Here is a 25,856-nt window from a genome sequence, read left to right on the forward strand (position 1 = left end):
GTTATTCACATGTGCTTTTTCCAGCCTCTACCTGTTTAATACTAATACCGCTGTTATTTTCTAAAATACAAATTTGAGAGTTAAATGACTTATTAATAGTGCTTAAAGTAATTGTATAAGCTAAATTTTTTTCTAACTTATCTAATGGGATAGCTATACAATTTTTTTCACTAATAGGTAAGTCTGTTTTTGAGTAAGATTTTTCATATTCACTTTGATATTCTTTAGAAAAGTCAATTTTTGAAAAATGAACTAGAAAATTATCTTTTCCATAATCTTTAGATTCATTCGTGAAAAGACATAAATTATCATTAATAATTTTTGTATTAAGATCTCGACTCTGCTGATTACAACCTATAAGCACCATTGCTACAAAACTATATATTATTTTTTTCATAATCACGATTTCGGTAATAAATTTTTATTTGAGGGGTTAAGTAAAAAATCTCTTAATATTTTCTCAACATAGCCTAATAATTGTAAACTTTTTTGATGATGATCCCGTTTGGGATTAACTTTTTGTAAATAACAAGCATCAAACCAAAACTCAATAATTCTACCTTGTTGTTCAAAGTTAAAATCTTGAAATTTTTTATTTAAATCTCGACCTCCTAAGTCCGTGTCATAGGCTTCTAACTCATTGTCCGAGTCAACAGAATTGACCTCCGAAGTATATCCTCCTTTACATAATTGTTTTATCCCAAGCCAACCAGTTGATGTCCCCATTTGATATTGCCAAACATGTAAGTATCAACTAAAAAGTAAACATGTATTCATTACCAAAACCCTTTGAAATCTGCCCAACCCAACGCTCTATTTGATCTGCCTTCATCACCTTAAAATCCCGCCAGTTATACTTCATCTGCTTCCAAACCATCTCAATTCTATTCAGCTCAGGACTATACGCAGGTAGAAAATACAAAGTCGTTGAATACTCTTGTACAAGAAGCTTTCGCCAATCTACCATCTGTTTGCTGCGATGAATCGAGGCATTGTCAACAATCAACACCAAAGGAACTTGATAGCTGCGTTTCACCTGTGCTGCTACACCCATCAAATAGGCATAAAACCAGCGACTGTTAACGGATTCCTGTAGGCAACTGGTGATCAGATGACCCGTTGACAGGAGACAACCCATCACATTGACTCGCTTTAGTCTTACAGCATCAACCGCATGAACATCGCCTATCTTTGTCCATGCATAACGGTTATCTGGCGTAGCCGAAAATCCTGTTTCGTCAACATAGCCCAATACAATTTCACCACGTGCCGCTTGCTCACGTAATGCTTCAATCTGCTGTTGCGCTTGTCCAAATGCGGTCGGGTCTCTTTTTTTTCAAGCTGTGGCGGGTGCGTTTGAAGACCATACCTGAATCTCGCAAAAACTTGCGCAGAGTTTCAACAGACACGGACACACCGTATTTTTCATGCAGTTTGACTCGGATCTGTTCTGCATTGAGTGGGCTTGTGTTGACCCACTCTAAGATTTGAACCTGATAGTCTGCGGTCAGTGTATTGGGTCGGCCTGAGCGACGGCCTTCTTGAATCGATTCAAACCGATGTAGCTCCCAATGTCGGCGTTGTAGCCTTATGGTTTCTGGGATACGCTCTTGTAACCTAGCAACTTCGGCAACAGTTTTACCTTCGGAAAGCCAGAGAATGGTTTGAGCACGTTGTCTTTCACGCCAATGTGCTGCGTGCTTGGTCAGAAGAATCAGTTGTTCACGCTCTTCTAAGCTGAGTGGGACGGTAACAATCCGTGGCATGTGCAAACATCGTTTAACCAAAAATGTCTTTTCGCATGCTTAGTTGTTTTTGTAAACTTACCATTTCATGAATAAACCAATGACGGTTTGATATACGCTGAATTATCAGGAGACTTTCCCTTGGGAGATTCTAGGCAGCCAACTTATAAAAGTCTTCGGCCATTTGATTTGGTGTCTTAAAACCCAAACCCTTTTGAATTCTTCGATGATTATAAAATAATTCAATGTATTTTATAATATCTGCTTTGGCTTCTTCTCTGGTTTGATAGTTGTAATGATGCACTAACTCATTTTTCAGTATTCCCCAAAAGCTTTCAATCGGTGCATTATCGTAACAGTCTCCGCGCTTGCTCATTGAACCTTGAAAACCATATTGCTCAAGTATATTTCGATATTCATGGCTGCAATATTGACTTCCTCTGTCTGAATGCACAATCAGTTCTTTGGTTGGTTTTTGATTGTGAATAGCCATATTTAGCGCATTACAAACAAGCTGTGTTGTCATGCGCTCATTTAAGCTATAGCCAACCACTTGCTTCGTGTAAAGGTCTTTTACCGCTGCTAAGTACAGCCATCCTTCAACAGTCCATATGTACGTAATATCACTTGACCATGCTTGATTTGGTCTAGTCATTGAGAATTGTTGCTCCAGCAGGTTTTCATAGATCGCTCGATTATGGTCACTATTCGTAGTCCTTTTAAAACGCTTGTGTCGCTTACAATACAGGTGGTTCAGCGCTTTTATCTGACGTACAGCGTACATACTCATTTTTATGCCCTGAGCTTGTAAGTATTTGGTTAATCGAATATAACCATAGCTCTGCCTTGTCTCCTCATGGGCTATTTTCACCAATATCGTCTGTTGATTTCGTTGAATCGTTCTTTTGCTCACGCCTCTCTTGAGCCAATCATAAAAACATGAAACTGAAACATGAAGTAATCGAGCCATTAAGGTAATTGGAAAAGAATATCTTTTTTGTTTCATATAGGCGTACCTTACTGACTTTCTTTGGCAAAGTACGCTGCTGCCTTTTTTAAAAATTCACGTTCCATTTCAGCTATTTTGAGCTGTTGTTTGAGTTTTTTATTTTCTTCGAGTAGAACGTTTAGATCAGGTGAATACTGTTTTGTACCTGCTAAAGTTCCAGCCTTTGCTTTGGTATTCCAATTTGAAAGAGTTTGCATTGAAATGCTAAGTTGTCTAGCTGTTTCCGAGACATTGCCTTGATTGGCTTCAATTAATTTGATGGCTTCAGCTTTAAATTCTGTGGTGTAAGTCTTGTGTTTCTTGCTCATGGTAAACTCCTGATGAGTGTGTTTAGTTTACCAAGTTAAAACCTCCTGTTTTTTCAGCACACATCAGTTTTCACCTGTAGCTTTGCTATAGTCAGGTGTTTTTAAGTAATCATCTTTCGGTAAATAGATTTCCCCAGCAGGCGTCATGGCATTACCTGTTTTTGTATGTATTAAGCCACCTAAATGTATCCAGACCTTAGAGTAATCAATTGCATCTTTAAAAATCAGGCGAGACATAGCTATTTCACCAGAAGTTAACAGTCTTTTACTTCCGACTTTAATAATAGTAGCAGCTTGATTTTTCATCTCTGCATCTATTTTTTGTAATTTAGAAGTTATACTCTTTAAAACAGTATTTTTAGGATTTCCTCTGCCTGTTACTCTATTCGCCATGTTCATGATCCTCTAAAATTATTCTTATTTCTAGTTCTTCTTCTGTTTCACTAGTAATAAAATGAGTAAACCCTTCTTTATCCGTTTTACCGTGGAAAGTTTCACCATTCATATATATTTCATAACATACATTAGCTAAAGGTTCTCCTGTTAACTCATCCTGTAGTACAAATTTTTTTCCGTATTTAAAATTAGGTTCAGCTACAAAACTATTAGTATTATTAGATACAATTTTTGGACTACTAGTCCCACTACTCATCACAGCTAAATCAGAAATTTTTAAATATTTTGATCCACAACTAGAGGTATCACCAACAGCAACAATGCTTTTTCCACCCACGACCATAAAACCTTGATTAGAAGCTATTGCACGTGATTGAACTTTACATTTAGGACAAAAATGAGTCATACCATCAAGATGTACTGCCTTACCTTCGACTAAAAAAGATGAGTCACCTAAAACAATGATTCAACCATGATCTGTTTTACAACCTACTGTGATTAATGCTTTCATTTATTTTTTATAATTTTTTAACGATATTGTTATTCAACCATAAGAATTAAACGATACAAAATTCCAAGGAATACCCTGAAATATTGATTCCATTTTAGATAATAGGGCTTATATGAACCTAATTTAAATATTATTTTATATATCAGTAATTTATAATTTAAAGGTAAGCACAGAAAATCATGGGAAAGCAATTTTTAGACAAATAGTATTTTTTGTAAGCAGTTTAGTTATGTTTTGCCAATCAAAAAGGATCTTTAAGTTAAAAAAAGCTATTTTTATTCAAACTTAAGTTTTCCTAAACTTTGAAGAATATCTCCTTCCAACATTACCCACTCCTCAAACTCAGGCTCGACCAACAAAGTCTGCGACACAAAGCCATAACACACCCGCTGTACATTTAAACTGATTCGCTTGAGTTGCACTTCATCTTCAATATAAGGCTCAAGGATGCTGCGCCACATCTGCACCATCATTTCATAACTCTTTCGATAGCTTTCAATGTTTGAAACCTGCCGTTCCAGTAGAAAAGTCTGTGCCCAGAGAAACTGTCGAGCCTGAATCTGCTCAAGCTGAAAGTGAATAATTTGCTGTAAATAGTCCTCAAAACTCAATTTTGTGGATAACTCCATCAGGCTTTGTGCATAACTTTTTAGCTGCTCCGCATTAGTTTTCACATGCTGGTGAATGGTCAATGCAACCAAATCTTCCTTCTTTGAAAAGTACTCATAAAAGGTACCCAAACCGACACCCGCCACATCGGTAATTTCCCGAATGGTAATTTCGTGCGCATGGCGCTCATGCAAAAGCCGAACAAAACTTTCTTGCAAAGCTTCTTGGGTGAGCTTGGCTCGCGACTGGCGCGGTCTACGGCGGACTTGGATCTCAGGATTCTTCATAGCACAAAGCTGAACATGGCAGACACAATTTTTCTCTATACTGAAATGAAAAGCACAGCATAACAAGAGCAAAGTGATATGAATACCGCATGGATGACCCATCAAATCAGCAATCAATTTGATGAACTGGAAAATTACAACTTGTTTGAAACCGATACCGTTTTAAAAGAAATTCTCACTCGTTATGGTAGTCAGGATCAGGCAAGACTCACAGAGATGGGCAAAGTTGTTGGTTCAGCGGAATATTATGACTATGCCGATCTCGCCAATAGGCATACGCCTATTTTACACGCCTTTGATGCTCGCGGACGCCGTAAAGACTTTATCGAGTTTCATCCTGCATGGCATAAATGGATGGGGTTAAATCGTCAGTTCGATACTCATGCACATCCGTTTAATCAGCCCAATTCATCCTCAAAATGGGTCGAGTGGGCAGCGCGTTTTTATTTGGCAGGGCAGGTGGAGTGTGGAAACTTGTGCCCAAATTCGATGACCTTAGGCAGTATTCCACTGATTCAACGCGAACCTGAACTGTGGGCTAAAATAGGCGATAAGTTACTTTCGACCGAATACGATGAACGTGATGTGCCGATTAGCCAGAAAAAATCGATTTGGCTAGGCATGGGCATGACCGAAAAGCAGGGCGGTTCGGATGTGCGTGCCAATGAAACCATTGCTGTGCCAGTCGCCGAGTCAGGGCGTGGTCAAGCTTATTTGCTCACAGGGCATAAATGGTTTTTCTCTGCACCTATGTGTGATGTGCATTTGGTGGTGGCAAAGACGGAACAAGATGGTTTGGCCTGTTTCTTTGTGCCGCGCTGGCTGGAGGATGGAACCAAGAACCCAATTCATGTGCAACGCTTAAAAGACAAAGTCGGCAACCGAAGTAACTCCAGCTCCGAAGTCGAATTTAAAGAGGCGTGGGGCATTATGATTGGGGAGGCGGGACGCGGTATTCCAACCATCATTGAAATGGCGAACTATACCCGTTTGACCTGTTCGGTGGGCAGTACTGCCATGCTTAGACAAGCCTTAGTGCAATGCCTTGCCTATACCCGTCAGCGCAAAGCCTTTGGTAAGCATTTGGCTGAACAACCGCTGATGCGCGCCGTATTGGCAGATTTAGCCTTAGAAACAGAAGCGGCGATGCAACTCAGTTTTCATTTGGCACATTGCTATGAAGCGGAGGATGCGCTGTCCGTAGCATGGAAACGTATTATGACCCCAGCGTCGAAGTTCTGGATATGTAAACGTGCGGTTGAGCTGACAGGGGAAATGATGGAAATCTTTGGTGGTAATGGCTATGTCGACAACGGCATCATGGCACGTATTTTTAAAGAAGCCCCAGTCAATACCATTTGGGAAGGTTCAGGCAATGTCATGTGTTTGGATGTATTACGAGCCATCAGCCGTGATGTAGAGTCGATTGAAGTCCTGTTTCAAGATTTGGCCGCCACGGCTATGCAAGATGAACAGTTGAAACAAGAGCTACAAAATCTATTTCAGTTGTTCCAGCAGAAATCTGATGAACTACAATTTATGGGGCGCAGTTTGGTCAGCCGTTTAGTGATTTTGGCACAAGCAGTCCTACTGAAACGGCATGCACCAGACTATGTGGCGGATGGCTTTATTCAAAGCCGTTATAGTCCATTTCATGGTCGGGTTGTCGGGATGCTTGAGATGAAACAACCCGACGTAGAACGACTGCTGCATAGAGCATTTTCAGCTTAAAGCACGTTATTGTACTGAAAGCTTTTGCGCCTCATCTTGTTCGAGTTTGACGTTGGGGCTGTCTTCAGCCTGAATAATATCAATCGGAATAAAGCGGACTTGAACAATGCTTGGGTTATCGTTCAAGTCTGGCAATAGCTTTTGATTGAGTGCTGCAATTTGCGCTGGGCTAGGCGGAATATCTCCACGGATAGAGACACGGACTAAAGTAAAACCCTCTTTTTTATCGTATTGGATGGTATCAATAATATTATTGGCGTGGTTGAGTTCTGTGCTAATGGTCGCCTCGGTACTGCTTTCGTACAGGCGTGTATTGAGCAGCGCATAAAAGTTGAGTGAGAGATAAATCCCTAAAAGCGCCAAGAACATTAGGCTAACAGCATTACGTTTGAGAAATTCTTTGACACTACTCTGCACTTCTTCGGTGGAACCCCGTCTAAAGCCTGCAATCCAAAGGACTAAAGATGAGCTAATCTGAATGGCGAAGATATTGGTCACCGCCAGTAAAAATGCATTGGCTGAGTTTTTCCATTCCATATGTGCAAATAAAATTCCGCTGGCCACCAAGGGCGGAACTAAGGCCGTCGCAACGGCGACGCCCACCACGGCCACAGACAGGCGAGGTGATACTGAGGCAAAAGCACCTGCGGCACCACCCGCTAAAGCAATCATCAAATCCAAAATGGTTGGCTGCGTACGCGATAATATTTCATTGGTCATGGGTAGGTCATAGTTCACCAGCCCTAAAATGATCCCGATGCTATAAATCATGCCAATGCCCAGTAGCAAAGTGGATAGTGCGGTTTTAAACAGCAGCCAGCGGTTATCAATTAAAGCCAAAGCGATACCTGAAATTGGCCCCAGCATCATGGCAACCAACATCGCACCAATCACCACGGCAGCCGAATTGGACAGCAGTCCATAGCCTGCAATGACGGCAGCCAAGGCATTCATAATAAAAAATGTTTTACTTGGCAGTGCATCGGCTTGGATATTCAAGCGGACTTTTTGGTGGTCAATTTTTTTGGAATTTTCGCGCAAGGCTTGTTTATAACGAATTTTCTCTTTTAAAAGTTCATACTTTTCTTGGTCAGGCGTATCTTTGATCACAATGGTTGCATCTTTGTCTTTTTCGATTGGCATGGCGATGCTATTATTTTGTATGTGATTAAGATTTAATCTAGCGCTTTTATCACTGGAAGTAAACAAAAAAATGGTGAGCAATAATATGATTCGCACTTAATTTTAAAGTAGGCTTCAGCAGTAACTTTTATATGCAAAAGAGGCTTATTTTTCTTATTATTCGCTGTTGAGTTGCACTTATTTTCAAACAGATTACTTAAACAACTGCTTGAAAATAAGAGGTTTCATACTTGCAAAGCACAGCTGAATTATAGGTATTTAGCTGATCCAAGCGCTTGTTCTCTTAGAACAAAACGCTGCGATGCGAAATAATATTTTTCATCACCATGGTCGAGATGAGACGTTGCACATTCGGCAGTGCTGACAAGTGCTCATCATAGAGTTTTTGATAACTTTCCAAGTCATAGGTCACGACATGCAGCAAGTAGTCGGGGTCGCCAAAAAGCCGCTGTGCTTTCACAATTTGCGGAACTTTAAGAATTGCTTCTTCAAGACTCAGCACCGAATCTTTATCGCCATTTTTTAAGGTCACAAAAACAATGGTGGAGAAATTCAATCCGAGTTGGGAGATATCCAACTGTGCGCGATAGCCTTTAATAATGCCAGTTTCCTGTAAAGCTTTGACACGTCGATGGCAAGGCGAAAGACTCAGCCCGACTTTATGGGCTAGCTCTGTAACAGATAAACGACCATCGGCTTGCAGTTCAGCAAGAATCTTCTTATCAATTTTATCCATATGGAAGAATCTCCCTTTTTTAGGCGTTATTACACAAATATTTGAAAGCACATTTTAGAGCCTAAAGGATATCCTTTCAAAATTATTTGATACAGATCATTTTTTGATTGGATCAAACATCAAAAACGATGGCTAATAAAAGGGGAAAGGGATGTCACTGAATATTTTTACTTGCATTTTGGGGTGTTTCTATCCTGTTTGTGATGACACCGGGTATCGATTGGGCCTACGCTATTTCGTCGGGGATACAGGGCAAAAGAGTGTTGCCTGCGGTAACTGGTTTATTAACAGGGCATTTGATGGCGGCACTGATTGTTGCAGCGGGTGTGGGCACATTGGTGACCAGTCAGCCCGTATTGCTTCAAGTACTCACGGGCGTTGGGGCTGTTTATTTGCTGTGGATGGGGCTGAGCCTATCGATGCGTCCTGCAAGTATTAGCAGTGATCAGGTTGCCATTGCATCTTCAAAGTCATGGTACATTCGAGGCGTTTACTTGAGTGGATTAAACCCGAAAGTCCTGCTGTTATTTTTGGCTTTATTGCCGCCCTTTATCGACCCGCAAGCGGCTTTGTCGCCCACCTCTCAAATTGTTTTATTGGCGGGAATTCACCTTATGAGTTGTGCGGCTGTTTATTTCTTGGTTGGATTTAGTGCGCAGAAAGTTTTGGGCACACGCCCACAGGCTGCTAGGGTGGTCAGTCGAGTGTCAGGGGCATTGATGATGTTGATTGCGATGATTTTATTGTTAGAGCAGCTTTATGGCTAAGCGACATTTTAAGTATATGGATCAAAGGCAGTGCAAAATAAAGCATTGCCATAACCTATAATTGAATTGGAAAATAGCGGATGAGTTGGTGATATAGGTTCAGCCAAAATCGCTTGTAATACGTTCAAAAAGGCGTAAAATTTCTAGCGCATCATCAGTGAGATGATCACATCAACAAGGTGAAAAAAATGGCAAAGAAGAAAGCTGAGCCAAAAGTTGTGATTCACAACTTCGTGGCTAAACACATGCATGAAGTCAACCAAAGTCAAGTCTTTGTAGACCGAAAGAAAAATGCAAAACGAGGCTATGACAAGCACAAAAAAGGGAGATATTCAGATGATTATCTCCCTTTTTTAATGCCTCTTCTTTGAGCTTAAGACTCTTAAGCCGTCACAATCCGCGTTGCAGATTTGACCATATCGGCCAAACCATGTGTTTTAAAATAATATTCCATCTGGCTTTTCACGATGAGTGGATTACTCATTTTCAACGCTCGATCTAACAATTCGACCGCATCTGGCATTGGGACATGACAAATAGCTTTGCGTACACGCAGAATGTTGCTTGAGCTCATTGATAGGGTATTGAAGCCCATTGCCATCAGTAAGATCGCTGACAAAGGATCGCCCGCCATTTCCCCACAAATACTGACTGGCTTGTTGTACTTATGACACTCTTTGACTAAGCGGGTGAGCGCACGTAAAACCGCAGGGTGGAAATGTGAGTAGACATTGGCGACACGTGGATTATTACGGTCAACAGCCAGTAAGTATTGTGTCAGGTCGTTTGAACCTACCGAGAAAAAGTCAACCAACTCGGCAAACTCTTCAATCTGCAATAAGACACTTGGTACTTCGACCATGATCCCGATTTTTGGTTTGGTGATTTTGACCTGTTCTTCTTCTTGCACCGCGACCCAGTCACGCTCCAGTAAGTACAAGGCTTCTTCTACTTCGCTGACACTGGTCACCATTGGCAGAAGAATGTGTAGGTTGTTAAGACCAATACTGGCTTTGAGCATGGCACGAATTTGTGAAGAAAAAATTTCAGGGTGGTCGAGCGTAAAGCGAATGCCGCGCCAGCCCAATGCGGAGTTTTCTTCCTCAATTGAAAAATAAGGCAAGTCCTTATCTGCACCGATATCGAGGGTACGCATCACCACAGGTTTGTTGGCAAAGTGGCTCAACTGTTGACGATAAATCGCACGCTGTTCTTCTTCACCTGGGAAGCGATCACGCAGCATGAACGGAATTTCAGAGCGATATAGACCAACACCTTTGGCACCACGTTGTACACCACGGACCACATCAATCATCAAGCCAGTATTGACGAACAGTTTGACTGCGACACCATCAGGGGTGATGGCATCTTTAGTTTCATACTGTTTTAAATCTTTGGCAATCAGTTCTTCTTCTTTTTGAATTTCTTTATAGCGACTACGTAAACGGCGAGGTGGATTAATGAACACACGCCCTTGGTGCGCATCGACTATCATTTCCACATCATCGAGGGTATTAATTGGCAGTTCAGTGACACCAACAACGGTTGGAATACCGAGTGCGCGCGCTACAATCACCATATGCGAGTTCATGGCGCCTTCGGTAGTTACGATGGCTGCAATTTTATCGACTGGCAGTTCAACCAAGGCTGCGGTTGAGATTTCTTCTCCAATCAGAATACTTTCATCGGTAAGTTCACGGTGGCTGGAGTCGGCTTCTTGCAAATAGGCCAAAATCCGTCGCCCGAGATCTTTTAAGTCCGCGGCACGTTCACGGAGATAGTCATCTTCCATCTGTTCAAACAGATCGATGTGATTATCGATGACGATACGCACCGCACCTTGTGCCCAGTTCCCATCACGAATTTGTTCTTTAATTTCCGCTGGTAGCGCATTTTCATCCAACATGCGTAAGAACACGCTAAACAGGGCGCGCTCTTCCGCCATGAGGGCATCTTGCATTTTGTCATCAAGTGATTTGATTTCATCACGCACTGAGGTGAGGGCACGATCCAGCAGCTCTAATTCTTCACTGATGTCATCGGCTTCACGGTCAGGGACAGCCGCCAAATCCGCAGGGGGATAGAGAATGACGGCACGCCCTAATGCAATTCCACCTGAACCTGGGACACCTTGGAAGGTTTTGTAGGCAGGTAGATTGCTGGGTTTACGAAATACATCGATATTGCCCACCGCATGCGCATGCGCAATGACCCCTGAAAGCTGAGCACAGAGCGTGACGAGGAATGATTCCGCAGCTTCACTAAAGTCTTGCGACTCTTTGTTTTGCACCACGAGCACGCCCATGACTTTACGGCGGTACATGACGGGTACACCGAGGAACGAGTTATAAATTTCCTCACCTGTTTCAGGTAAGTACATAAAACGTTCATGTTTCGGTGCATTGTCAAGGTTAACGATTTCTTCACGCTGACCCACCAGACCAACCAAGCCTTCACTGGTATGCAGTGAAACATGGCCGACCGAATCAGGGTTCAAACCTTTCGATGCCATCAACAAATAACGTTGATTGCGTTCGTCGAGTAAATAGATGGAGCAAACATCAACATGCATGGCTTCCGCCACATGGTTGACCATAATGTCGAGTGATTCATGCAAACTGGTGGACGCATTGATTTCTTGTACAATGCGTCGAAGGGTATCCAGTTGCATATTCGACATCGCGTCTACTCCAAAAATAATGTGCGTCCAACTTATTTATAACAAGAGATCCTTAAAAAATCTGTAGGACGTCTAGATTTTTTAAGGCTTTTTTTGAGGGAGCTGATTGCACAGCTCCACCATCGCTTTGCGGTATACATCGCGTTTAAAATTTACAACTTGTCCCAGCGGGTACCAATAACTGACCCACTGCCATTGGTCAAACTCAGGCGGATCAGACAAATTCAAACGAATGTTCTGAGCGGGAGCAGTGAGTTTGAGTAAAAACCACTTTTGTTTTTGTCCAATACATACGGGATCGGAATCTGTACGAATGTATCGGTGCGGCAAACGATAACGCAGCCAACCTTTAGTTTGCGCTACAATTTGGACGTGTTCGGGCAGTAAGCCAACTTCTTCTCTCAGCTCACGATAAAGTGCCTGTTCAGGGGTTTCTCCATATTGGATACCTCCTTGTGGAAATTGCCAAGCATTGTGTCCAATGCGTTTTGCCCATAAAACTTGTCCAAACTCGTTTGCCAAAATGATCCCGACATTGGGTCGGAAACCTTCCGAATCGATCATTTGGCTACCTAAATATTGTGTAATTTATGACTTTGCGATCGGGGATTTTTATTTCTGTATCCAACTCGAAAAAAGCAAAGTTTAAAAATGTTAAAATTGCTATGATCTTAACGAATTTCTATCGACTAGCGGAGATAGATTTACAAATTTTTTCTTAAATTTCAGTTTTTACGAGTATTTTCATGAAATTGGCGCTATTTGATCTCGATCACACCTTGTTAAACACTGATTCAGATCATTCTTGGGGAGAGTTTTTGGTGAATGAAGGCTTGGTCGACCCAGTTCGCCATCGCGCCATGAACGATAAATTTTATGAAGACTACAAAGCAGGGCAGCTCGACCCGATTGCCTATAATGAATTTGTATTTGAATTTTTAACTCAACATGACAATACCTACCTGACTGAACTGCATGAACTATTCATGCACAAAGTGATTCGCCCGCAAATGCGTCCCGAAGGTTTTGCAGCCATTGAAAAGCACCGCGATGCTGGACATGCTTTGGTTGGCATTACCGCAACCTCTGATTTTATTACGGCACCGATTTTTCGTGAATTTGGGATTAGTGAAATTATTGCGACCAATGCTGAAGTGGTTGAGGGTAAATACACGGGCAAAGTGATCAATACACCATGCTATCAAAAAGGCAAATTGACGCGTTTAGATCAATGGCTTGCAGGGCGTGATGTTAGCGAGTCTTGGGCGTATTCAGATTCCATCAATGATCGCTTTTTACTTGAATATGCTGACCATGCCATTGCCGTCAATCCAGATGACCGCCTAGAAGCATTGGCTAAAGAGCAGGCATGGGAAATCCAAGACTGGTCGATTTAAGTATCTGTCTTTAGTTGTTTGAAAAGGCTGCTTTCGGGCAGTCTTTTTTATTTGAAAGGCATCGATGTCAAAAATGAAAAGTGCGTAAAGCGATAATAAAATATCGGGCTATAGGTGGGCTGATCTTGGCAAATTAACCAAATATGCTATGTTGAACCTTGGCTAAAACTATTTTGACTATGAAAAATTAGAACATAAGCGTGGAGAAAAATATGAGTGTACGACCAAGAATGACCCACCTGTTTGAGCAACTCGGTTTAGATGCGAGTGAAGAGGCCATCGCCTTGTTTATTGTAACGCATCAGCTCAATGCACAAACCACGATTGTTGACGCAGAGTATTGGACTGAAGCGCAACGTCAGTTTTTGGCAGAAAAAATTAAATCGGACGGTGAATGGGCCATTATTGTAGACCAGTTGAATGAATCCCTGCATGAAGATTCACTGATCCAAAAATAAGTAGAACTCAAAGAGGCTGAGCATCGAAGCTTTGCCTCTCTTGATAAAAATAAGATAAAAGTAGAAATTTATGTCTCTCGATCATCAAGCTTTTCCTGACTCTACGTCTTTAGACTCTGTAGCTTCAGTTAATCAATTGGAACAAGATCGTGCCCTGTTTATAGGTGTGAAATATGAGTCTTACTATCAAGCTCAATTTGAAAAAATCACGCCAAGGAAACAATATGCAGGTTTTAATATTGCCGACTTTTTCTTAGGTGTGGTCTGGTTATTTTATCGAAAAATCTACAGTTATGGCTTTATGGCCATTGGTTTGATTGTGGTCATAGGGATGGTTGAAATACTTTTGGGGATTGAAAGTTCTGGTGCAAATATTGGCTTGGCCGTAGCATTTGGAATGTTTGGGAAGACCTTGTATAAGCATCATGTCGATCAGCAGATTGCCAAAATTCGCCAATTTGGAAATAGCAACGTCAATACGGAATTAGAAAATCGTGGGGGTACAAATATCGTAGCAGGTTCGATCTTGCTGGTGATTTGGCTTGGGCTGGTTGCACTGGCTATTAGTGCTTCTTAATTCGCCCGCGCAAAATAAAAAACCATCCTTGTGGATGGTTTTTTAATGCTTGTAAAGCTTAGTTCATCATTGCAATCAGCTCTTGCACCGCACGAGATTGGGTTCTGCCCGGATGCCAAACCATACCAAGTTGACGGTTCATTTCGAACTTCACATTCAACTGCTGTAGGTCTTGGTTAATCATCGTTTTTGGAAGCACTGACCAACCCAGTCCAATCGATGCCAACATACGAATCGATTCGAGTGGATTATTGCTCATGGTGATTTTAGGTTTCAGCCCTTGTTTTTCAAACTCTGCTAGTGTGATTTGGCTGGTATAGGTTTGTGATGCAGGCAATAAACTTGGGTACTGAATCAGGTCTTCGAGTTGTAAGTTTTGCATTTGTGCCAGCGGATGAAATGGCGCTGCTACAAAAACTAAAGGATCTTCCCAAATGGTGACGTACTGCAAACGTTCATCGAGTTTGGGTGGAAGCGTTAAAAAAGCCAATTCTAAGTCGCCAGCCAGTACTTTTTCATGCGCTTGCTCGGAGTCGACAAAGTGCACATCTAAGGTGACATTTGGAAAGCTTTGCACATAGCTACGCAAATGGCTCGGCAAGTGATGTAAACCAATATGGTGACTGGTGCCAATTTTGAGTTTGCCTTGGACCATGCCTTGTTCATGACTCAAGGTGTGATGAATGTCACCCAGTTCATTGAGCCAGTTTTTGACTTTAGGCAGCAGTGAATGCGCGGCATGTGTGGCTTGTACACCACGACCAGCAGACTCAAAAAGTTTCACACCAAAATATTCTTCTAAACTATGAATACGTTTGGTTACAGCAGGTTGCGTAATGAAGAGTTGATCTGCGGCTAAAGAAATAGAGCCGGTTTCCATGACTTTTACAAAAGCTTCGAAGGCTGCAAGATTCATAAGGATAATCTAGTTATGAAAGTATAATTAAATTATAAAATAATTTTATATGAATTGCGATCTTTAAAATGAACGGGAGCTTATTGGATCTGAACTGAAATAAAAAAGATCACTTGATGTGATCTTTTGGAGAGTTGAGAGGGCGCTTGATATAAGGGCTTAAGCAGGAATATTTTCTTCGGTAGTACGGTTCTTTTTCTCCCAAATACGTTCATGGAAAAAGAATGCGAAGGCTTGAACGGTTGGTTCTAATAAGCTGAGGGTGACCGCCATCCATAAGTTACCTGTGACAAAGTAAGCCACAATCATGGCCACAGTAATGTGCATGATGTAATAGCTTAGGGTTTTTTTGAATATGCGCTGATTGTTCGCTACAAATTTCTGAATGTTCGCCATGATAAATACCCTCTCAATAATGTCTTTCATTTGTAAATAGTAATTATTATCATTAATAAAGTCAAAATGAAATTTTGATTGCTCATGATTGGGTTTTTGAATGTAAGGTGACGTAGTCGATTGTTTGGAATGTTTGACTTGAGAAAACAAACTTCTGTAGATTTTACTCTTTAGCTTATGAATAGGTCGCTTTCTTTTTATTCAGATCAATGAAGAGAGCCTTAAAAAGTATGGGTCTAACTAGGGAAGATAAACCTTGCATGGCTGAGCAGGGAAATATACTGTGAGGCCTACAACAAGTTGATAAATAGGCGTATAGGGCTTGAATTAAAACCAGCGGTGAGGGCTTGTCATCAAAGGGATTGAAACAAAGAGGTATGAATTTAAAATAATTCCAAAAAGTTTCTAAATTAATAAAAATGATAAATTAGATTTATGTGAAATCGTCGCTATAATCGATTTTAATGAAAGAATTACCCAGTCCAGTGGAGTCAATCGACATGGCAGGCGAAAACCAACAAGCAAAAACATTGTATGACAAATTGTGGGATGACCACTTAGTAAAACAACGCGACGATGGCTCGGCTTTACTCTATATCGACCGTCATTTATTACATGAAGTGACTTCTCCGCAAGCCTTTGAAGGTTTACAACTTGCGGGTCGTAAACCATGGCGTTTAAGTGCGAATGTGGCAACCCCTGATCATAACGTTCCAACATCGACCAAAGAGCGCTCAGAGGGAATCGCAGGTATTGAAGATGATACTTCACGTATCCAAGTTCAAACCTTAGACGACAACTGTAAAACCTTTAATGTGGTGCAGTTTGACATTAATGATGTCCGTCAAGGCATTGCACACGTGGTCGGGCCTGAGCAAGGTTTGACTTTACCAGGTATGACGGTGGTGTGTGGAGACTCTCATACGGCAACACATGGTGCATTTGGCTGTTTGGCGCACGGGATTGGTACATCTGAAGTGGAGCATGTATTGGCAACCCAATGCTTGGTTCAAAAGAAGATGAAAAACATGTTGGTGCGTGTTGATGGTCAATTGGGTCAGGGCGTAACACCGAAAGACGTGGTTTTAGCCATCATCGGTAAAATTGGTACTGCAGGCGGTACAGGTCATGCCATCGAGTTTGGTGGTCAAGTGTTCCGTGATATGTCGATCGAAGGTCGTATGACGGTGTGTAATATGGCAATTGAAGGCGGCGCACGTGTGGGTATGGTCGCTGTCGATGACAAAACCATTGCCTATGTTAAAGACCGTCCATATGCACCACAGGGCGCACAGTGGGATGCTGCAGTTGCGTATTGGAATACCTTACATTCGGATGCAGATGCGCATTTTGACACAGTAGTTGTATTGCAAGGTGAAGAGATTGAGCCACAAGTGTCTTGGGGTACATCGCCTGAAATGGTGATTCCAGTGACTCAAGCTGTACCGACATTAGAACAAGCCAAAGATGAAGTGCAACGAAATGATTGGACGCGTGCTTATAACTACATGGGTTTAACCGCAGGTCAGGCATTGGCTGATATTCAATTAGACCGTGTCTTTATTGGTTCATGTACCAATTCACGTATTGAAGATATTCGTGCCGCGGCTGAAGTGGCTAAAGGCAAAAAAGTGGCAAGTACCATTAAACAAGCCATGGTGGTTCCAGGGTCTGGTTTAGTCAAAGCTCAAGCAGAAGCTGAAGGCTTAGACAAAGTTTTGATTGAAGCTGGCTTTGAATGGCGTGAGCCAGGTTGTTCAATGTGTTTAGCCATGAATGCAGACAAATTACAACCCGGTGAGCACTGTGCATCGACCTCTAACCGTAACTTCGAAGGTCGTCAAGGCAATGGCGGTCGTACGCATTTGGTGAGTCCAGCAATGGCAGCCGCAGCAGCGATTGCAGGTCACTTTGTCGATGTGCGTTCATTTTAATTCGGGCTTGGGAGCATAGACATGAAAAAATATACCGTTGAACAGGGTATCGTTGCACCTTTAGACCGTGCCAATGTCGATACAGACTTGATCATTCCAAAACAGTTTTTGAAATCCATTAAGCGCACGGGTTTTGGTGAAAACTTATTTGATGAGTTGCGTTATTTAGATGAAGGTTTTTTGGGACAAGACAATTCCAAACGTCCTAAAAACCCTGATTTTGCATTGAATCAGCCACGTTACCAAGGTGCGAGCATCTTAATTTCTCGTGCGAACTTTGGTTGTGGTTCAAGCCGCGAACATGCGCCGTGGGCATTGGAAGAATATGGTTTCCGTACTGTGATTGCACCCAGCTATGCCGACATTTTCTTCAATAATAGTTTCAAAAATGGCATGTTGCCTGTGATTTTGTCTGAAGAAATTGTTGACCAACTTTTCAAAGAATGTGCAGCAACAGAAGGTTACCAACTGACGATTGATTTGGACGCGCAAGAAGTGCGTACACCATCAGGTGAAGCCTTCACATTTGAAGTTGATCCATTTCGTAAGCACTGTTTGTTAAATGGTTTGGATGATATTGGTTTAACTTTACAGGTTGCAGATGACATCAAAGCCTATGAAGAAAAGACCAAAGCATCACGTCCGTGGGTGTTTGCTGAAATTCATGCTTAATTGAAAATTCGATGCATCTAGTGCTTGGGGCCATCTCTTGTTAATATCGAGCAAAAGAATTTTAAACGTTTTGCTACTGGTAAAGGTTGGGCTTGAACAATGGTGACGAGTTACAGTCGTATCGCTCTACTGGCGTTGGTGGGAACATTAACTGCCTGCCAAAGTATGAATACGGCAAGCATTAAGCGGATTCAGGATACCCCAGCGAGTAAAAATAATGCGCAGCTTTATTGTACTGGTACAGTGAACTGCGAGTTTGAACGATGGAATCAGATCAAAATTGTTAATGCAGACAATCATCGCGTCAGCCGTGAGGCCATTCGAGAGAAGGTCGTGCGTCTAAAACGAGATGATTTGAATGAAGCGAATGCCTTGTTTCTGTCAGTGCCAGCGGGGCAACATGAACTGGTGATTCGCTTCTATCCTGTTTCGGTCGATCGCGCTGAAACGCTGCATGTGATTCATCGTTTTAAGCCTGCGGAACGCTACACCTTTAGGATGTTTCGTGCACGCAGTCGACATCAGGGAAGCTTATTGAATATGTCTGCACCTGACCCTTTGTGTGTCGATTTAAAACAAAACCAAAGAACAATTCGTCGTTTTTGCAAACCTTACAATGTCTTAAATGGCTTGGGCGAGTTTGTAGAACAAAAACTTTAATCGTGTGAGTCAGAACTCACCAACAATGGAATATTTCATGTCTAAACATATTTTGATTTTGCCTGGTGACGGCATTGGTCCTGAAATTGTAAAAGCCGCAGAACAGGTACTTACACGAGTCAATGATCAATTCAATTTAGGTTTAACGTGGGAACAGGGCCTACTCGGTGGGGCTGCCATAGATGCACACGGTTCGCCTTATCCAGATGTGACCGCAAAACAAGCCAAAAATGCAGATGCAATTTTACTTGGTGCGGTGGGTGGTCCGAAGTGGGACAACATTGAGCGTTCGATCCGTCCAGAGCGTGGTTTGTTAAAAATTCGTAGTGAATTGAATTTATTCGCGAACTTACGTCCAGCTATTTTGTATCCGCAATTGGCAGATGCATCAAGCTTGAAGCCTGAAATTGTTGCAGGTCTTGATATTCTTATCGTTCGTGAATTGACTGGCGGGATTTATTTCGGTCAGCCACGGGGTATTCGTGAACTTGAGAATGGTGAAAAACAAGGTTTTAACACTGACGTTTATGCAGAGTCTGAAATCAAGCGTATTGCTAAAGTGGCTTTTGAAATGGCAGGTTTACGTGGCGGCAAAGTCTGTTCTGTTGACAAAGCCAACGTCCTTGAAGTGACTGAACTTTGGAAGCAAACCGTAACGGCGATGAAAGAAGCTGACTATCCAAACATTAACTTGTCGCATATGTATGTCGATAATGCTGCAATGCAATTGGTGCGCGCGCCTAAACAGTTTGACGTGATTGTGACAGGTAACTTATTTGGTGACATCTTGTCTGATGAAGCTGCGATGTTGACAGGTTCAATTGGGATGTTGCCATCAGCATCCTTAGATGAAAATGCGAAAGGGATGTATGAGCCATGTCATGGTTCGGCGCCCGATATCGCAGGACAAAATATTGCCAATCCATTAGCCACTATTCTTTCGGTAGCTATGATGTTGCGATATACTTTCCGTGAAGAAGCTGCTGCTCAAGCGATTGAAGATGCAGTAGGCAATGTCCTAGATCAAGGCTTGCGTACAGCTGATATCATGTCTGAAGGCATGAGCAAAGTGGGTACAGTGGAAATGGGGCAGGCGGTTGTGGCTGCACTGCACTAAGCCAAAAACAATTTGAAAACGCAGCTAACCGCTGCGTTTTTTATGCCGAAGCTTTAATAACCCTTTACAAGCTTTACCTCGATATTGAATTGATTGCGCAATACTATCTTTTAAAAAGAAGTGGACTTGGCACTCTAACTAAACATCATAAAATGGTGTATGTGTGGGAATAGGAATTGCACCGACACTGCTGGCACTGCGCATAGTGCATAGGAGTTGGAATTTGAATCCGTCGGACAATGGTATAACTCAGTTGGTTTGGTGTTTGAATCGGCGCACCTAAGGTTTCATAACCGAGATGACGTAAGTTGAGTTCGCGCCGAATGCTCGATACATGTTGGGCGATATATTGTTCTAAATAGTCGGAGAGCGCAATTTTAGCGGGTGAAACGACGGTCTGGTGTTGTTCTGGAGAGCTGCTACAAGCTTGAAGGAGTAGAAAGCAGGTGGAACAAACAACTGACAATAAAAGGCTTCATGATCATCCCCTAAGCAGAGAAAGACCTTTTTATTATTGTATATCTGAACATTAGTTTGAGTATGTTTCGAATAATTTGAGATAAACGGTATGTAAGCGGCTCAACATAACGCAGTCGTTAACACGCTTTGCCGATATAGTGAATAGATTCCACAAGACCATCATGCAGTCTGAACTCAATTTTACATTTCATTTCAATATTCAGGCTACCGCCGGAAGGTGTCTGAATGGGTGCACCCATACTGACACTGGTTCCAAGGTTGGGTGTTCCCATCGGAATAGGCATATTACGTAACAGAGTTTAGGTCAGTTTCTCTGGGGTATATACAGGAGCACCGAGCACTTTATAGCCCATGCTATTGAGGTTGAGTTGATTTTGAACTTGATGTGACGATTGTCCGATATAGTGTTGTAAGGTTTGCTTGAGCTGCGTTTGGCTTGTTGTGGCACAAGCAACACATAGCATTGGGAACAGTAAAATAGCGAGCTTCGTTGAAGTCGTCTTCATTATTGTTTTGGCGTATTAGGTTGTTATCTCATTTAATTATAGTTTGATTTTTGCTTGGAATATAGTTGATTCATAACGTTTTAGTCTGAGCGCAGACATTAAAAAAGCCACTTAAAAAGTGGCTTTTTCGCTTCGCTAAAACTTAGCGCGCACGATAAGTGATACGACCCTTAGACAAATCATAAGGTGTCATTTCTACTTTAACACTGTCGCCAGTCAAAATACGAATATAGTGTTTACGCATTTTACCAGAGATGTGAGCAATCACTTCATGACCGTTTTCTAAACGTACACGAAACATAGTATTAGGAAGCGTCTCGGTGACAACGCCTTCGAACTCGATGAGTTCCTCTTTATTGGCCATAGCCTACCTGAATGAATAAATTGGAAAGGCGCAAATTATAGTCAATTTTTTTGCATAAAACAAGGCGGAATGGGCGGTTGCCTGATCATCTGTCAGTAAAATAAGCGAACAAGAGGAATAAATATTTTCAACAAAAAAACTGTATAAGTTGTTGTCAGTTCGGTCAATCGCAGTTAATCTAATTTTAATGTTTTGTGTATAAATGAAGAACATACAAGGAAGGTTCTAGCGTGGGTCAGCTAACTGATGCATCGATTGTCTTGCGATTAGGCTACCAAGCGATTCGTCGTTCAGGGTTGCCAACAGAAGAAATTTTAACAAAGGCCGGTGTTGCGTTAAATCAGATGGAAACCAATGAGCGTACGCCTTTGAGCGCGCAATACGCTTTTTGGGTGGCCGCAGAAGAGGTGAGCCGAGATCCAGACATCGGTCTACATTTGGGTGAAAATCTGCCTTTATACCGTGGCCAAGTGATTGAGCATTTGTTTATTTCATCGGAAAACTTTGGTGAGGGTTTGAAACGCGCTTTGGCTTATCAGCGCTTGATCAGTGATGCCTTTCATGCCAAGTTAGTGGTTGAAGATGACAGGTGTTATTTGACCAATGGGGAACAACCTTGGGCTGAGAATTTAGTCAATCGACATTTTTCTGAATGTGCGATGTCCGGTATTTTACGGTTTTTTAAATTTATTACTGAAGGGCGTTTTGAACCGATCTATATTGATTTTAACTTCAGTAAAGGCGCGTTTGATGATGAGTATTTCCGTGTATATGAGTGCCCTGTCAGCCTAGGACAAAAAGAAACTCGCTTATATTTTGACCCAAGTATTTTGGCTTATCCGTTGTGGCAGGCGGAACCTGAATTATTGCAACTGCATGAGCAGTTAGCGATTGAAAAACTTCAAGAATTAGCCCGCTATGATTTGGTGGGTGAGGTGCGTCGCGCGATAGGTTCAACCCTAGAAAGTGGCGAAACCACACTTGAAACAGTGGCTTCTCAGCTCAGTATTACCCCAAGACGTTTACGAACACAGCTTAGTGAGGCGAATACTAGCTTCCAGCAAATTTTGTCTGATTATCGCTGCCGGTTGGCGAAAAAACTTTTGGCCAATACGGCTGAAAGTGTAGAGCGTATCGTGTATTTGACGGGCTTTTCTGAGCCAAGCACCTTCTATCGTGCATTTAAACGCTGGACCAATGAAACCCCAGTGGAATATCGCAAGCGTAAGCAGCGTTAAGAAATCCCTCCTAACCTCCCTTTATAAAAGGGAGGAATTTCTCCCCACCTTTGAAAAAGCTAGCTAGATGGAGGATTCAAAAATAAATTATTCAGGCATATTGAGCCAGTGTGGCCCAAGCGGCTGCTTTGGTAGCTCAAACTGCGTTGGATAGTCGGCATGAATGAAATATAGCCCATCAGGGGGGGCAGTAATGCCTGCGGCTTTACGGTCTTCTGCTGCGAAAATAGCCTCAATATGTTCGGCTTCATACATACCTTGACCAATTTCCAGTAAGCAGCCCATGATATTGCGGACCATATGGTGCAAGAAGCCATCAGCCTGAATGTCGAGGACCAAATATGGGCCATGTTGAATTAAGCGACAGTGGCTGACATGGCGCACAGGTTGATTGGATTGGCATGCGGCTGCACGGAAGCTTTCAAAGTTATGCGTGCCTTCGAACTTTTGCGCGGCTTGCATCATCTTCGCTACATCTAGCGCATAATAGGCATGTGTGACTTGTTTATGCATAAGAGCAGGGCGTTGCGGGTAGTTATAGACCACATAGCGATAACGACGTGCCTGTGCTTTGAAGCGTGCATGAAAGTCTTGATCCATCGCTTTGATCCACTGGATCGAAATATCTTTTGGCAGTTGGCTGTTGCTGCCCATTAACCAACCGCGCTCTGAACGAAGTGCAGAGCTATCAAAATGTGCCACCATATTGGTGGCATGGACGCCAGCATCGGTACGACCTGCACCATGTAAGCTAATCGGTTCATTGGCAATTTTAGAGAGTACTTTTTCAATCGTCTCTTGTACGCTGATCACACCTGTTTGCTGGGTTTGCCAACCACGATAGTGTGTTCCACAAAACTCAATGCCGATCGCAAAACGTTGCATATGTACCTCAAATTAACCCAAATCATGCCAATGGCTGAAGCGTGCTTCAGCGGTGGGGTATTGTAAATACATTTTGAGGGCTTTGGCATACAGATCTGCATGCCCGAGGCAATCACTAACAATTATTTTGGCTTGGGTTGTCCACGCGGCAACTGCATAGCGTTGATCAGTACGGCCGAAAGGGACTTGGGTGCTTAAGATAACAACACAGCCTTGTGCGTAAAATTCATCGAAAAGTGCTATTAGCTCGGCATTCACAGCTAAATTACCCGTTCCAAAACCTTGCAAAATGAGGAAATGTGGCGGCGCAGAGAGCAAATTTCGCAAGTTTTGTACTTGCTGCACCAAGGCAACAGGTTGCATCATCAGGTTGAGGTAATTGAACTGGTGGGATTGTTCTACATCACCTGTTTGTACAATGTGTGTTTTTAAGCCGTGTGGAATCGGCTGTTCAGCCATGACGCCTGTAAAAGCATCTAGTTCAGTGGTATGTTGTTTTAGCGCAGTTTGCGCATGCAATACCTGTTGATGAAAAGCTAGATACACTCCGACAGGATGTTTCATCACCGCATCTAAGGCAAAATTCAAATTACTAATCGCATCGCTAAATTCCCGCGTATCTGTACCTTGTACATTCAGTAATGGATATTGGCTACCTGTGAAAACCACACGTGCGGAATCTGCAATAAAGTGTGCCGCGACAGCACTGGCATAGCTTAAGGTATCTGTGCCATGAATCACGACAAAATGCTGGAATTGTTGCAGTTGCAATTGTTGAATCTGCTGAATCAGCAATAACCAGTCTGCAGCCGTACAGGCGCTACTGTCTTTAATGACAGGTGCAATAAAACATTCAATGTCGAGATGAATCGGCAAGACATGTGTGAGCTTGGGAATAAAGTCTTCGGCAGGCATTGGTTGTAAGGGTTCGCCAATACAGCCAAAGGTTCCACCCATATAGATAAGCGCAATTTTTTTCATTATAAAAAAAGCAGTCGGTGATGACTGCTTTAGTTTAAAACGAAATGGCTTAGGATGCTATGCGGCTCAGTAACTGTTCTACTTGCTGACGTTGTTCCGTAGAGTAATTTGGTTCTTGTTCGACCAAAATTTCACGTGCAGCTTCGAAAGCGCCGAGTTGAATGTATTGCTCAGCCAATTCAAGGTTTAATTGTATTTCATTGACTTCGCTCAGTTGAGGGAAAGACTGTACCAGAGGATCGCTTTGATCCACCGTATTGGCAGGTGCAGTAGACTCTAGACTAAAACTGAGGCTTGGCGTAACAACTGCTGGTGTTTCTTCTACTATCGCTTCACTTGGACTAACCGTATCGAAAGAAAAAGCAGGGATGTCTTTTGCAGCTTCAGCCGTAGATTCGCTTGAAAAATCAAATGTAAATTCAGGACGGTCATCTGCAGCATGCGGTGAAGTTTCTGCTTCTGGCGCTGTTGTCGGCGCTGTGTCGAGATTGAACGAAAAATCTAAAGGTTGGATGTCGGCTGCAGCAGTTTCTGCTGGTTGAGCAGGCGTGCTTTCTAAAGAAAGTGAACCGAAATCGAGCGGTTTAAGTTCTTCAGCAGATTTGGTTGGTTCTGCTGTTGGTGTATTTAAACTAGAGATATCAAATTCTAAGCTTTGAACTTCGATGCTCGGTTCAGGTTGAGCTGTTGTTGTGGTGGTAAATGCTGAGGTATCAAAATCAAGCGGTTTAATGTCTTGAACCGATTCAACAACAGAAGCCGGCACAGGAGCGGGATTATTTGATGACATCAGAGCATCGAAGTCAGCAGTATTGATGGTTTCTATTGACTTAGGGGTTGATGGAACAACTCCTATTGATTTTGATTCAAGTGTGTCGTCGCTAGGGTTTTGATTTAATTGATCGTAATCCGATTTTTTAGCTTCTGCTTGCGCCAAAATATCATCCAGTTCTAAAGAACGTAAATGATTCAGCAATTGACTGATGGCAAACTCATCTTTTTGGAGCAAGTGAATATCGAGCAGCAGTAAATATAATTCGTGTTGTGAATTGTCTTTATTTAGGGCTTGGTTGATTTGCGCTTCGGCTGAGAAGAAATTACGGTCGCGAATTTGACCTTCAATTTTATTACGTAGATCTGTGGCGAGTGGTGTCGTGGCTTTTTTAGTGACAACATCTTCAACAACTTGAGTTTGTTGCGGGGATTTTTTAGACGAACTGTTTTTTTTGGCTTTATTTTTTGCAGCGACTGCTTTTTGAGTTTTAGGTTCTGCTTCTTTACTCGCTTCACGCTTTTTTAAGACTATGGCAACAACCAATAGTAAGATAAATGGAATCACATAAATAAGCATGT

The 25,856-nt window shown here is 42.2% G+C and carries 30 protein-coding genes and 3 pseudogenes; 11 read left to right on the forward strand and 22 right to left on the reverse strand.

Translation table 11 applies throughout. The annotated features are described in order from the left end of the window. Position 1: 1 nt before the first annotated feature. The 9 genes and pseudogenes from HUK62_RS03435 to HUK62_RS03470 form a co-directional block, all read right to left on the reverse strand. Positions 2–403 carry an NF045616 family extracytoplasmic (lipo)protein gene (locus HUK62_RS03435; protein WP_342755709.1) on the reverse strand — a complete coding sequence of 134 codons (402 nt, stop codon included), beginning with the start codon at positions 401–403 and terminating at the stop codon, positions 2–4. After that, positions 400–754, reverse strand: a pseudogene (locus HUK62_RS03440) (zinc protease); the annotation flags it as partial. The gene HUK62_RS03435 and the pseudogene HUK62_RS03440, both read right to left, overlap by 4 nt. Continuing rightward, positions 755–1,294: an IS630 family transposase gene (locus HUK62_RS03445; protein WP_126038012.1), complete on the reverse strand. Its 540-nt coding sequence runs from the start codon at positions 1,292–1,294 to the stop codon at positions 755–757. Further along, complete coding sequence (locus HUK62_RS03450) at positions 1,290–1,766, reverse strand: helix-turn-helix domain-containing protein (RefSeq protein WP_004726761.1); 477 nt, start codon at positions 1,764–1,766, stop codon at positions 1,290–1,292. Before HUK62_RS03450 ends, HUK62_RS03445 begins: the two co-directional genes overlap by 5 nt. Positions 1,767–1,896: 130 nt before the next feature. After that, positions 1,897–3,062 (reverse strand): IS3-like element ISAba22 family transposase gene (locus tag HUK62_RS03455; protein ID WP_176537093.1). Its coding sequence is split into 2 segments (ribosomal slippage): positions 1,897–2,804 and positions 2,804–3,062, totalling 1,167 coding nucleotides; the frame shifts between segments, so codons are not numbered across the junction. Positions 3,063–3,128: 66 nt separating this feature from the next. Beyond that, positions 3,129–3,455: pseudogene (locus HUK62_RS03460) on the reverse strand (zinc protease); the annotation flags it as partial. Further along, the gene (locus tag HUK62_RS03465; RefSeq protein ID WP_267314105.1) at positions 3,445–3,795 is read right to left on the reverse strand and encodes a hypothetical protein; all 351 of its coding nucleotides are present in this window, start codon (positions 3,793–3,795) and stop codon (positions 3,445–3,447) included. The pseudogene HUK62_RS03460 and the gene HUK62_RS03465, both read right to left, overlap by 11 nt. 6 nt (positions 3,796–3,801) lie before the next feature. Then, positions 3,802–3,864 (reverse strand): annotated as a pseudogene (locus HUK62_RS19210) (PAAR domain-containing protein); the annotation flags it as partial. A gap of 380 nt (positions 3,865–4,244) precedes the next feature. Next, entirely contained in the window at positions 4,245–4,865 is a 621-nt protein-coding gene (locus tag HUK62_RS03470) for a TetR/AcrR family transcriptional regulator (protein WP_176537094.1), read from the reverse strand. Positions 4,866–4,943: 78 nt separating this feature from the next. Between HUK62_RS03470 and HUK62_RS03475 the strand changes: the two genes are divergently transcribed. Continuing rightward, positions 4,944–6,596, forward strand: coding sequence for an acyl-CoA dehydrogenase family protein (locus HUK62_RS03475; RefSeq protein ID WP_176537095.1), 1,653 nt, complete (start codon positions 4,944–4,946; stop codon positions 6,594–6,596). A 6-nt stretch (positions 6,597–6,602) separates the two neighbouring features. Here HUK62_RS03475 and HUK62_RS03480 read toward each other — a convergent pair whose 3' ends face one another. After that, positions 6,603–7,739, reverse strand: a complete 1,137-nt coding sequence (locus HUK62_RS03480; protein ID WP_176537096.1) for a DUF389 domain-containing protein — start codon at positions 7,737–7,739, stop codon at positions 6,603–6,605. A gap of 283 nt (positions 7,740–8,022) precedes the next feature. Beyond that, the gene (locus HUK62_RS03485) at positions 8,023–8,475 is read right to left on the reverse strand and encodes an Lrp/AsnC family transcriptional regulator (RefSeq protein WP_176537097.1); all 453 of its coding nucleotides are present in this window, start codon (positions 8,473–8,475) and stop codon (positions 8,023–8,025) included. 203 nt (positions 8,476–8,678) lie between these two features. Here HUK62_RS03485 and HUK62_RS03490 point away from each other — a divergent pair, with 203 nt between their 5' ends. Continuing rightward, entirely contained in the window at positions 8,679–9,242 is a 564-nt protein-coding gene (locus HUK62_RS03490; RefSeq protein WP_176538439.1) for a LysE family transporter, read from the forward strand. A 188-nt stretch (positions 9,243–9,430) separates the two neighbouring features. Then, positions 9,431–9,613, forward strand: coding sequence for a hypothetical protein (locus HUK62_RS03495; protein ID WP_176537098.1), 183 nt, complete (start codon positions 9,431–9,433; stop codon positions 9,611–9,613). A gap of 11 nt (positions 9,614–9,624) precedes the next feature. Here the strand turns inward: HUK62_RS03495 and ptsP are convergent, their stop codons facing one another. Continuing rightward, on the reverse strand, positions 9,625–11,922 hold the full coding sequence (gene ptsP, locus HUK62_RS03500; RefSeq protein ID WP_176537099.1) for a phosphoenolpyruvate--protein phosphotransferase: 2,298 nt from the start codon (positions 11,920–11,922) through the stop codon (positions 9,625–9,627). A gap of 81 nt (positions 11,923–12,003) precedes the next feature. Continuing rightward, positions 12,004–12,486 carry an RNA pyrophosphohydrolase gene (locus HUK62_RS03505; protein ID WP_004692547.1) on the reverse strand — a complete coding sequence of 161 codons (483 nt, stop codon included), beginning with the start codon at positions 12,484–12,486 and terminating at the stop codon, positions 12,004–12,006. Positions 12,487–12,668: 182 nt separating this feature from the next. Here HUK62_RS03505 and HUK62_RS03510 point away from each other — a divergent pair, with 182 nt between their 5' ends. From HUK62_RS03510 to HUK62_RS03520, 3 genes are all read left to right on the forward strand, one after another. Continuing rightward, positions 12,669–13,319 (forward strand): HAD family hydrolase, encoded by a 651-nt coding sequence (locus HUK62_RS03510; protein WP_005400870.1) that lies wholly within the window; start codon positions 12,669–12,671, stop codon positions 13,317–13,319. A gap of 212 nt (positions 13,320–13,531) precedes the next feature. Continuing rightward, positions 13,532–13,777 (forward strand): DUF2789 family protein, encoded by a 246-nt coding sequence (locus HUK62_RS03515; protein WP_004978928.1) that lies wholly within the window; start codon positions 13,532–13,534, stop codon positions 13,775–13,777. Between the two features lie 70 nt (positions 13,778–13,847). Next, positions 13,848–14,354, forward strand: coding sequence for a DUF2628 domain-containing protein (locus HUK62_RS03520; RefSeq protein WP_176537100.1), 507 nt, complete (start codon positions 13,848–13,850; stop codon positions 14,352–14,354). 58 nt (positions 14,355–14,412) lie between these two features. Here HUK62_RS03520 and HUK62_RS03525 read toward each other — a convergent pair whose 3' ends face one another. Next, a complete protein-coding gene (locus tag HUK62_RS03525; RefSeq protein WP_004692542.1) occupies positions 14,413–15,270 on the reverse strand; it encodes a LysR family transcriptional regulator in 858 nt (285 codons plus the stop codon). A gap of 159 nt (positions 15,271–15,429) precedes the next feature. After that, positions 15,430–15,666, reverse strand: a complete 237-nt coding sequence (locus tag HUK62_RS03530) for a DUF2061 domain-containing protein (protein WP_004692541.1) — start codon at positions 15,664–15,666, stop codon at positions 15,430–15,432. Positions 15,667–16,166: 500 nt separating this feature from the next. On the opposite strand from HUK62_RS03530, the gene leuC reads away from it, so the two are divergent. From leuC to leuB, 4 genes are all read left to right on the forward strand, one after another. Then, positions 16,167–17,600: a 3-isopropylmalate dehydratase large subunit gene (gene leuC, locus HUK62_RS03535; protein ID WP_159153405.1), complete on the forward strand. Its 1,434-nt coding sequence runs from the start codon at positions 16,167–16,169 to the stop codon at positions 17,598–17,600. A gap of 21 nt (positions 17,601–17,621) precedes the next feature. Beyond that, positions 17,622–18,272 carry a 3-isopropylmalate dehydratase small subunit gene (gene leuD, locus HUK62_RS03540; RefSeq protein WP_004692538.1) on the forward strand — a complete coding sequence of 217 codons (651 nt, stop codon included), beginning with the start codon at positions 17,622–17,624 and terminating at the stop codon, positions 18,270–18,272. Positions 18,273–18,371: 99 nt separating this feature from the next. Next, positions 18,372–18,932, forward strand: a complete 561-nt coding sequence (locus tag HUK62_RS03545) for a hypothetical protein (RefSeq protein WP_005400864.1) — start codon at positions 18,372–18,374, stop codon at positions 18,930–18,932. Positions 18,933–18,969: 37 nt separating this feature from the next. Further along, positions 18,970–20,049 carry a 3-isopropylmalate dehydrogenase gene (leuB, locus tag HUK62_RS03550; RefSeq protein ID WP_176537101.1) on the forward strand — a complete coding sequence of 360 codons (1,080 nt, stop codon included), beginning with the start codon at positions 18,970–18,972 and terminating at the stop codon, positions 20,047–20,049. 145 nt (positions 20,050–20,194) lie between these two features. Here the strand turns inward: leuB and HUK62_RS03555 are convergent, their stop codons facing one another. The 4 genes from HUK62_RS03555 to infA all read right to left on the reverse strand — a co-directional run bounded on the left by HUK62_RS03555 (position 20,195) and on the right by infA (position 21,399). Further along, complete coding sequence (locus HUK62_RS03555) at positions 20,195–20,515, reverse strand: hypothetical protein (RefSeq protein ID WP_228723729.1); 321 nt, start codon at positions 20,513–20,515, stop codon at positions 20,195–20,197. A gap of 130 nt (positions 20,516–20,645) precedes the next feature. Further along, positions 20,646–20,801 (reverse strand): hypothetical protein, encoded by a 156-nt coding sequence (locus HUK62_RS03560; RefSeq protein WP_176537102.1) that lies wholly within the window; start codon positions 20,799–20,801, stop codon positions 20,646–20,648. Positions 20,802–20,828: 27 nt separating this feature from the next. Beyond that, positions 20,829–21,035 (reverse strand): hypothetical protein, encoded by a 207-nt coding sequence (locus HUK62_RS03565; protein ID WP_004692531.1) that lies wholly within the window; start codon positions 21,033–21,035, stop codon positions 20,829–20,831. Between the two features lie 142 nt (positions 21,036–21,177). Beyond that, entirely contained in the window at positions 21,178–21,399 is a 222-nt protein-coding gene (gene infA / locus HUK62_RS03570; RefSeq protein WP_004692529.1) for a translation initiation factor IF-1, read from the reverse strand. A gap of 230 nt (positions 21,400–21,629) precedes the next feature. Here infA and HUK62_RS03575 point away from each other — a divergent pair, with 230 nt between their 5' ends. After that, on the forward strand, positions 21,630–22,637 hold the full coding sequence (locus HUK62_RS03575; protein ID WP_005400861.1) for an AraC family transcriptional regulator: 1,008 nt from the start codon (positions 21,630–21,632) through the stop codon (positions 22,635–22,637). A gap of 87 nt (positions 22,638–22,724) precedes the next feature. Here HUK62_RS03575 and truA read toward each other — a convergent pair whose 3' ends face one another. Genes truA through HUK62_RS03590 form a run of 3 tightly spaced genes read right to left on the reverse strand, consistent with a single transcriptional unit; the run spans position 22,725 to position 25,854 of the window. After that, a complete protein-coding gene (gene truA / locus HUK62_RS03580) occupies positions 22,725–23,522 on the reverse strand; it encodes a tRNA pseudouridine(38-40) synthase TruA (RefSeq protein WP_176537103.1) in 798 nt (265 codons plus the stop codon). Positions 23,523–23,534: 12 nt separating this feature from the next. Next, entirely contained in the window at positions 23,535–24,506 is a 972-nt protein-coding gene (locus tag HUK62_RS03585) for an asparaginase (RefSeq protein ID WP_176538440.1), read from the reverse strand. Between the two features lie 46 nt (positions 24,507–24,552). Next, the gene (locus HUK62_RS03590; RefSeq protein WP_176537104.1) at positions 24,553–25,854 is read right to left on the reverse strand and encodes a hypothetical protein; all 1,302 of its coding nucleotides are present in this window, start codon (positions 25,852–25,854) and stop codon (positions 24,553–24,555) included. Positions 25,855–25,856 lie beyond the last annotated feature (2 nt).

The sequence above is a fragment of the Acinetobacter sp. NEB 394 genome (assembly GCF_013374795.1).
Lineage (GTDB): Bacteria > Pseudomonadota > Gammaproteobacteria > Pseudomonadales > Moraxellaceae > Acinetobacter > Acinetobacter johnsonii.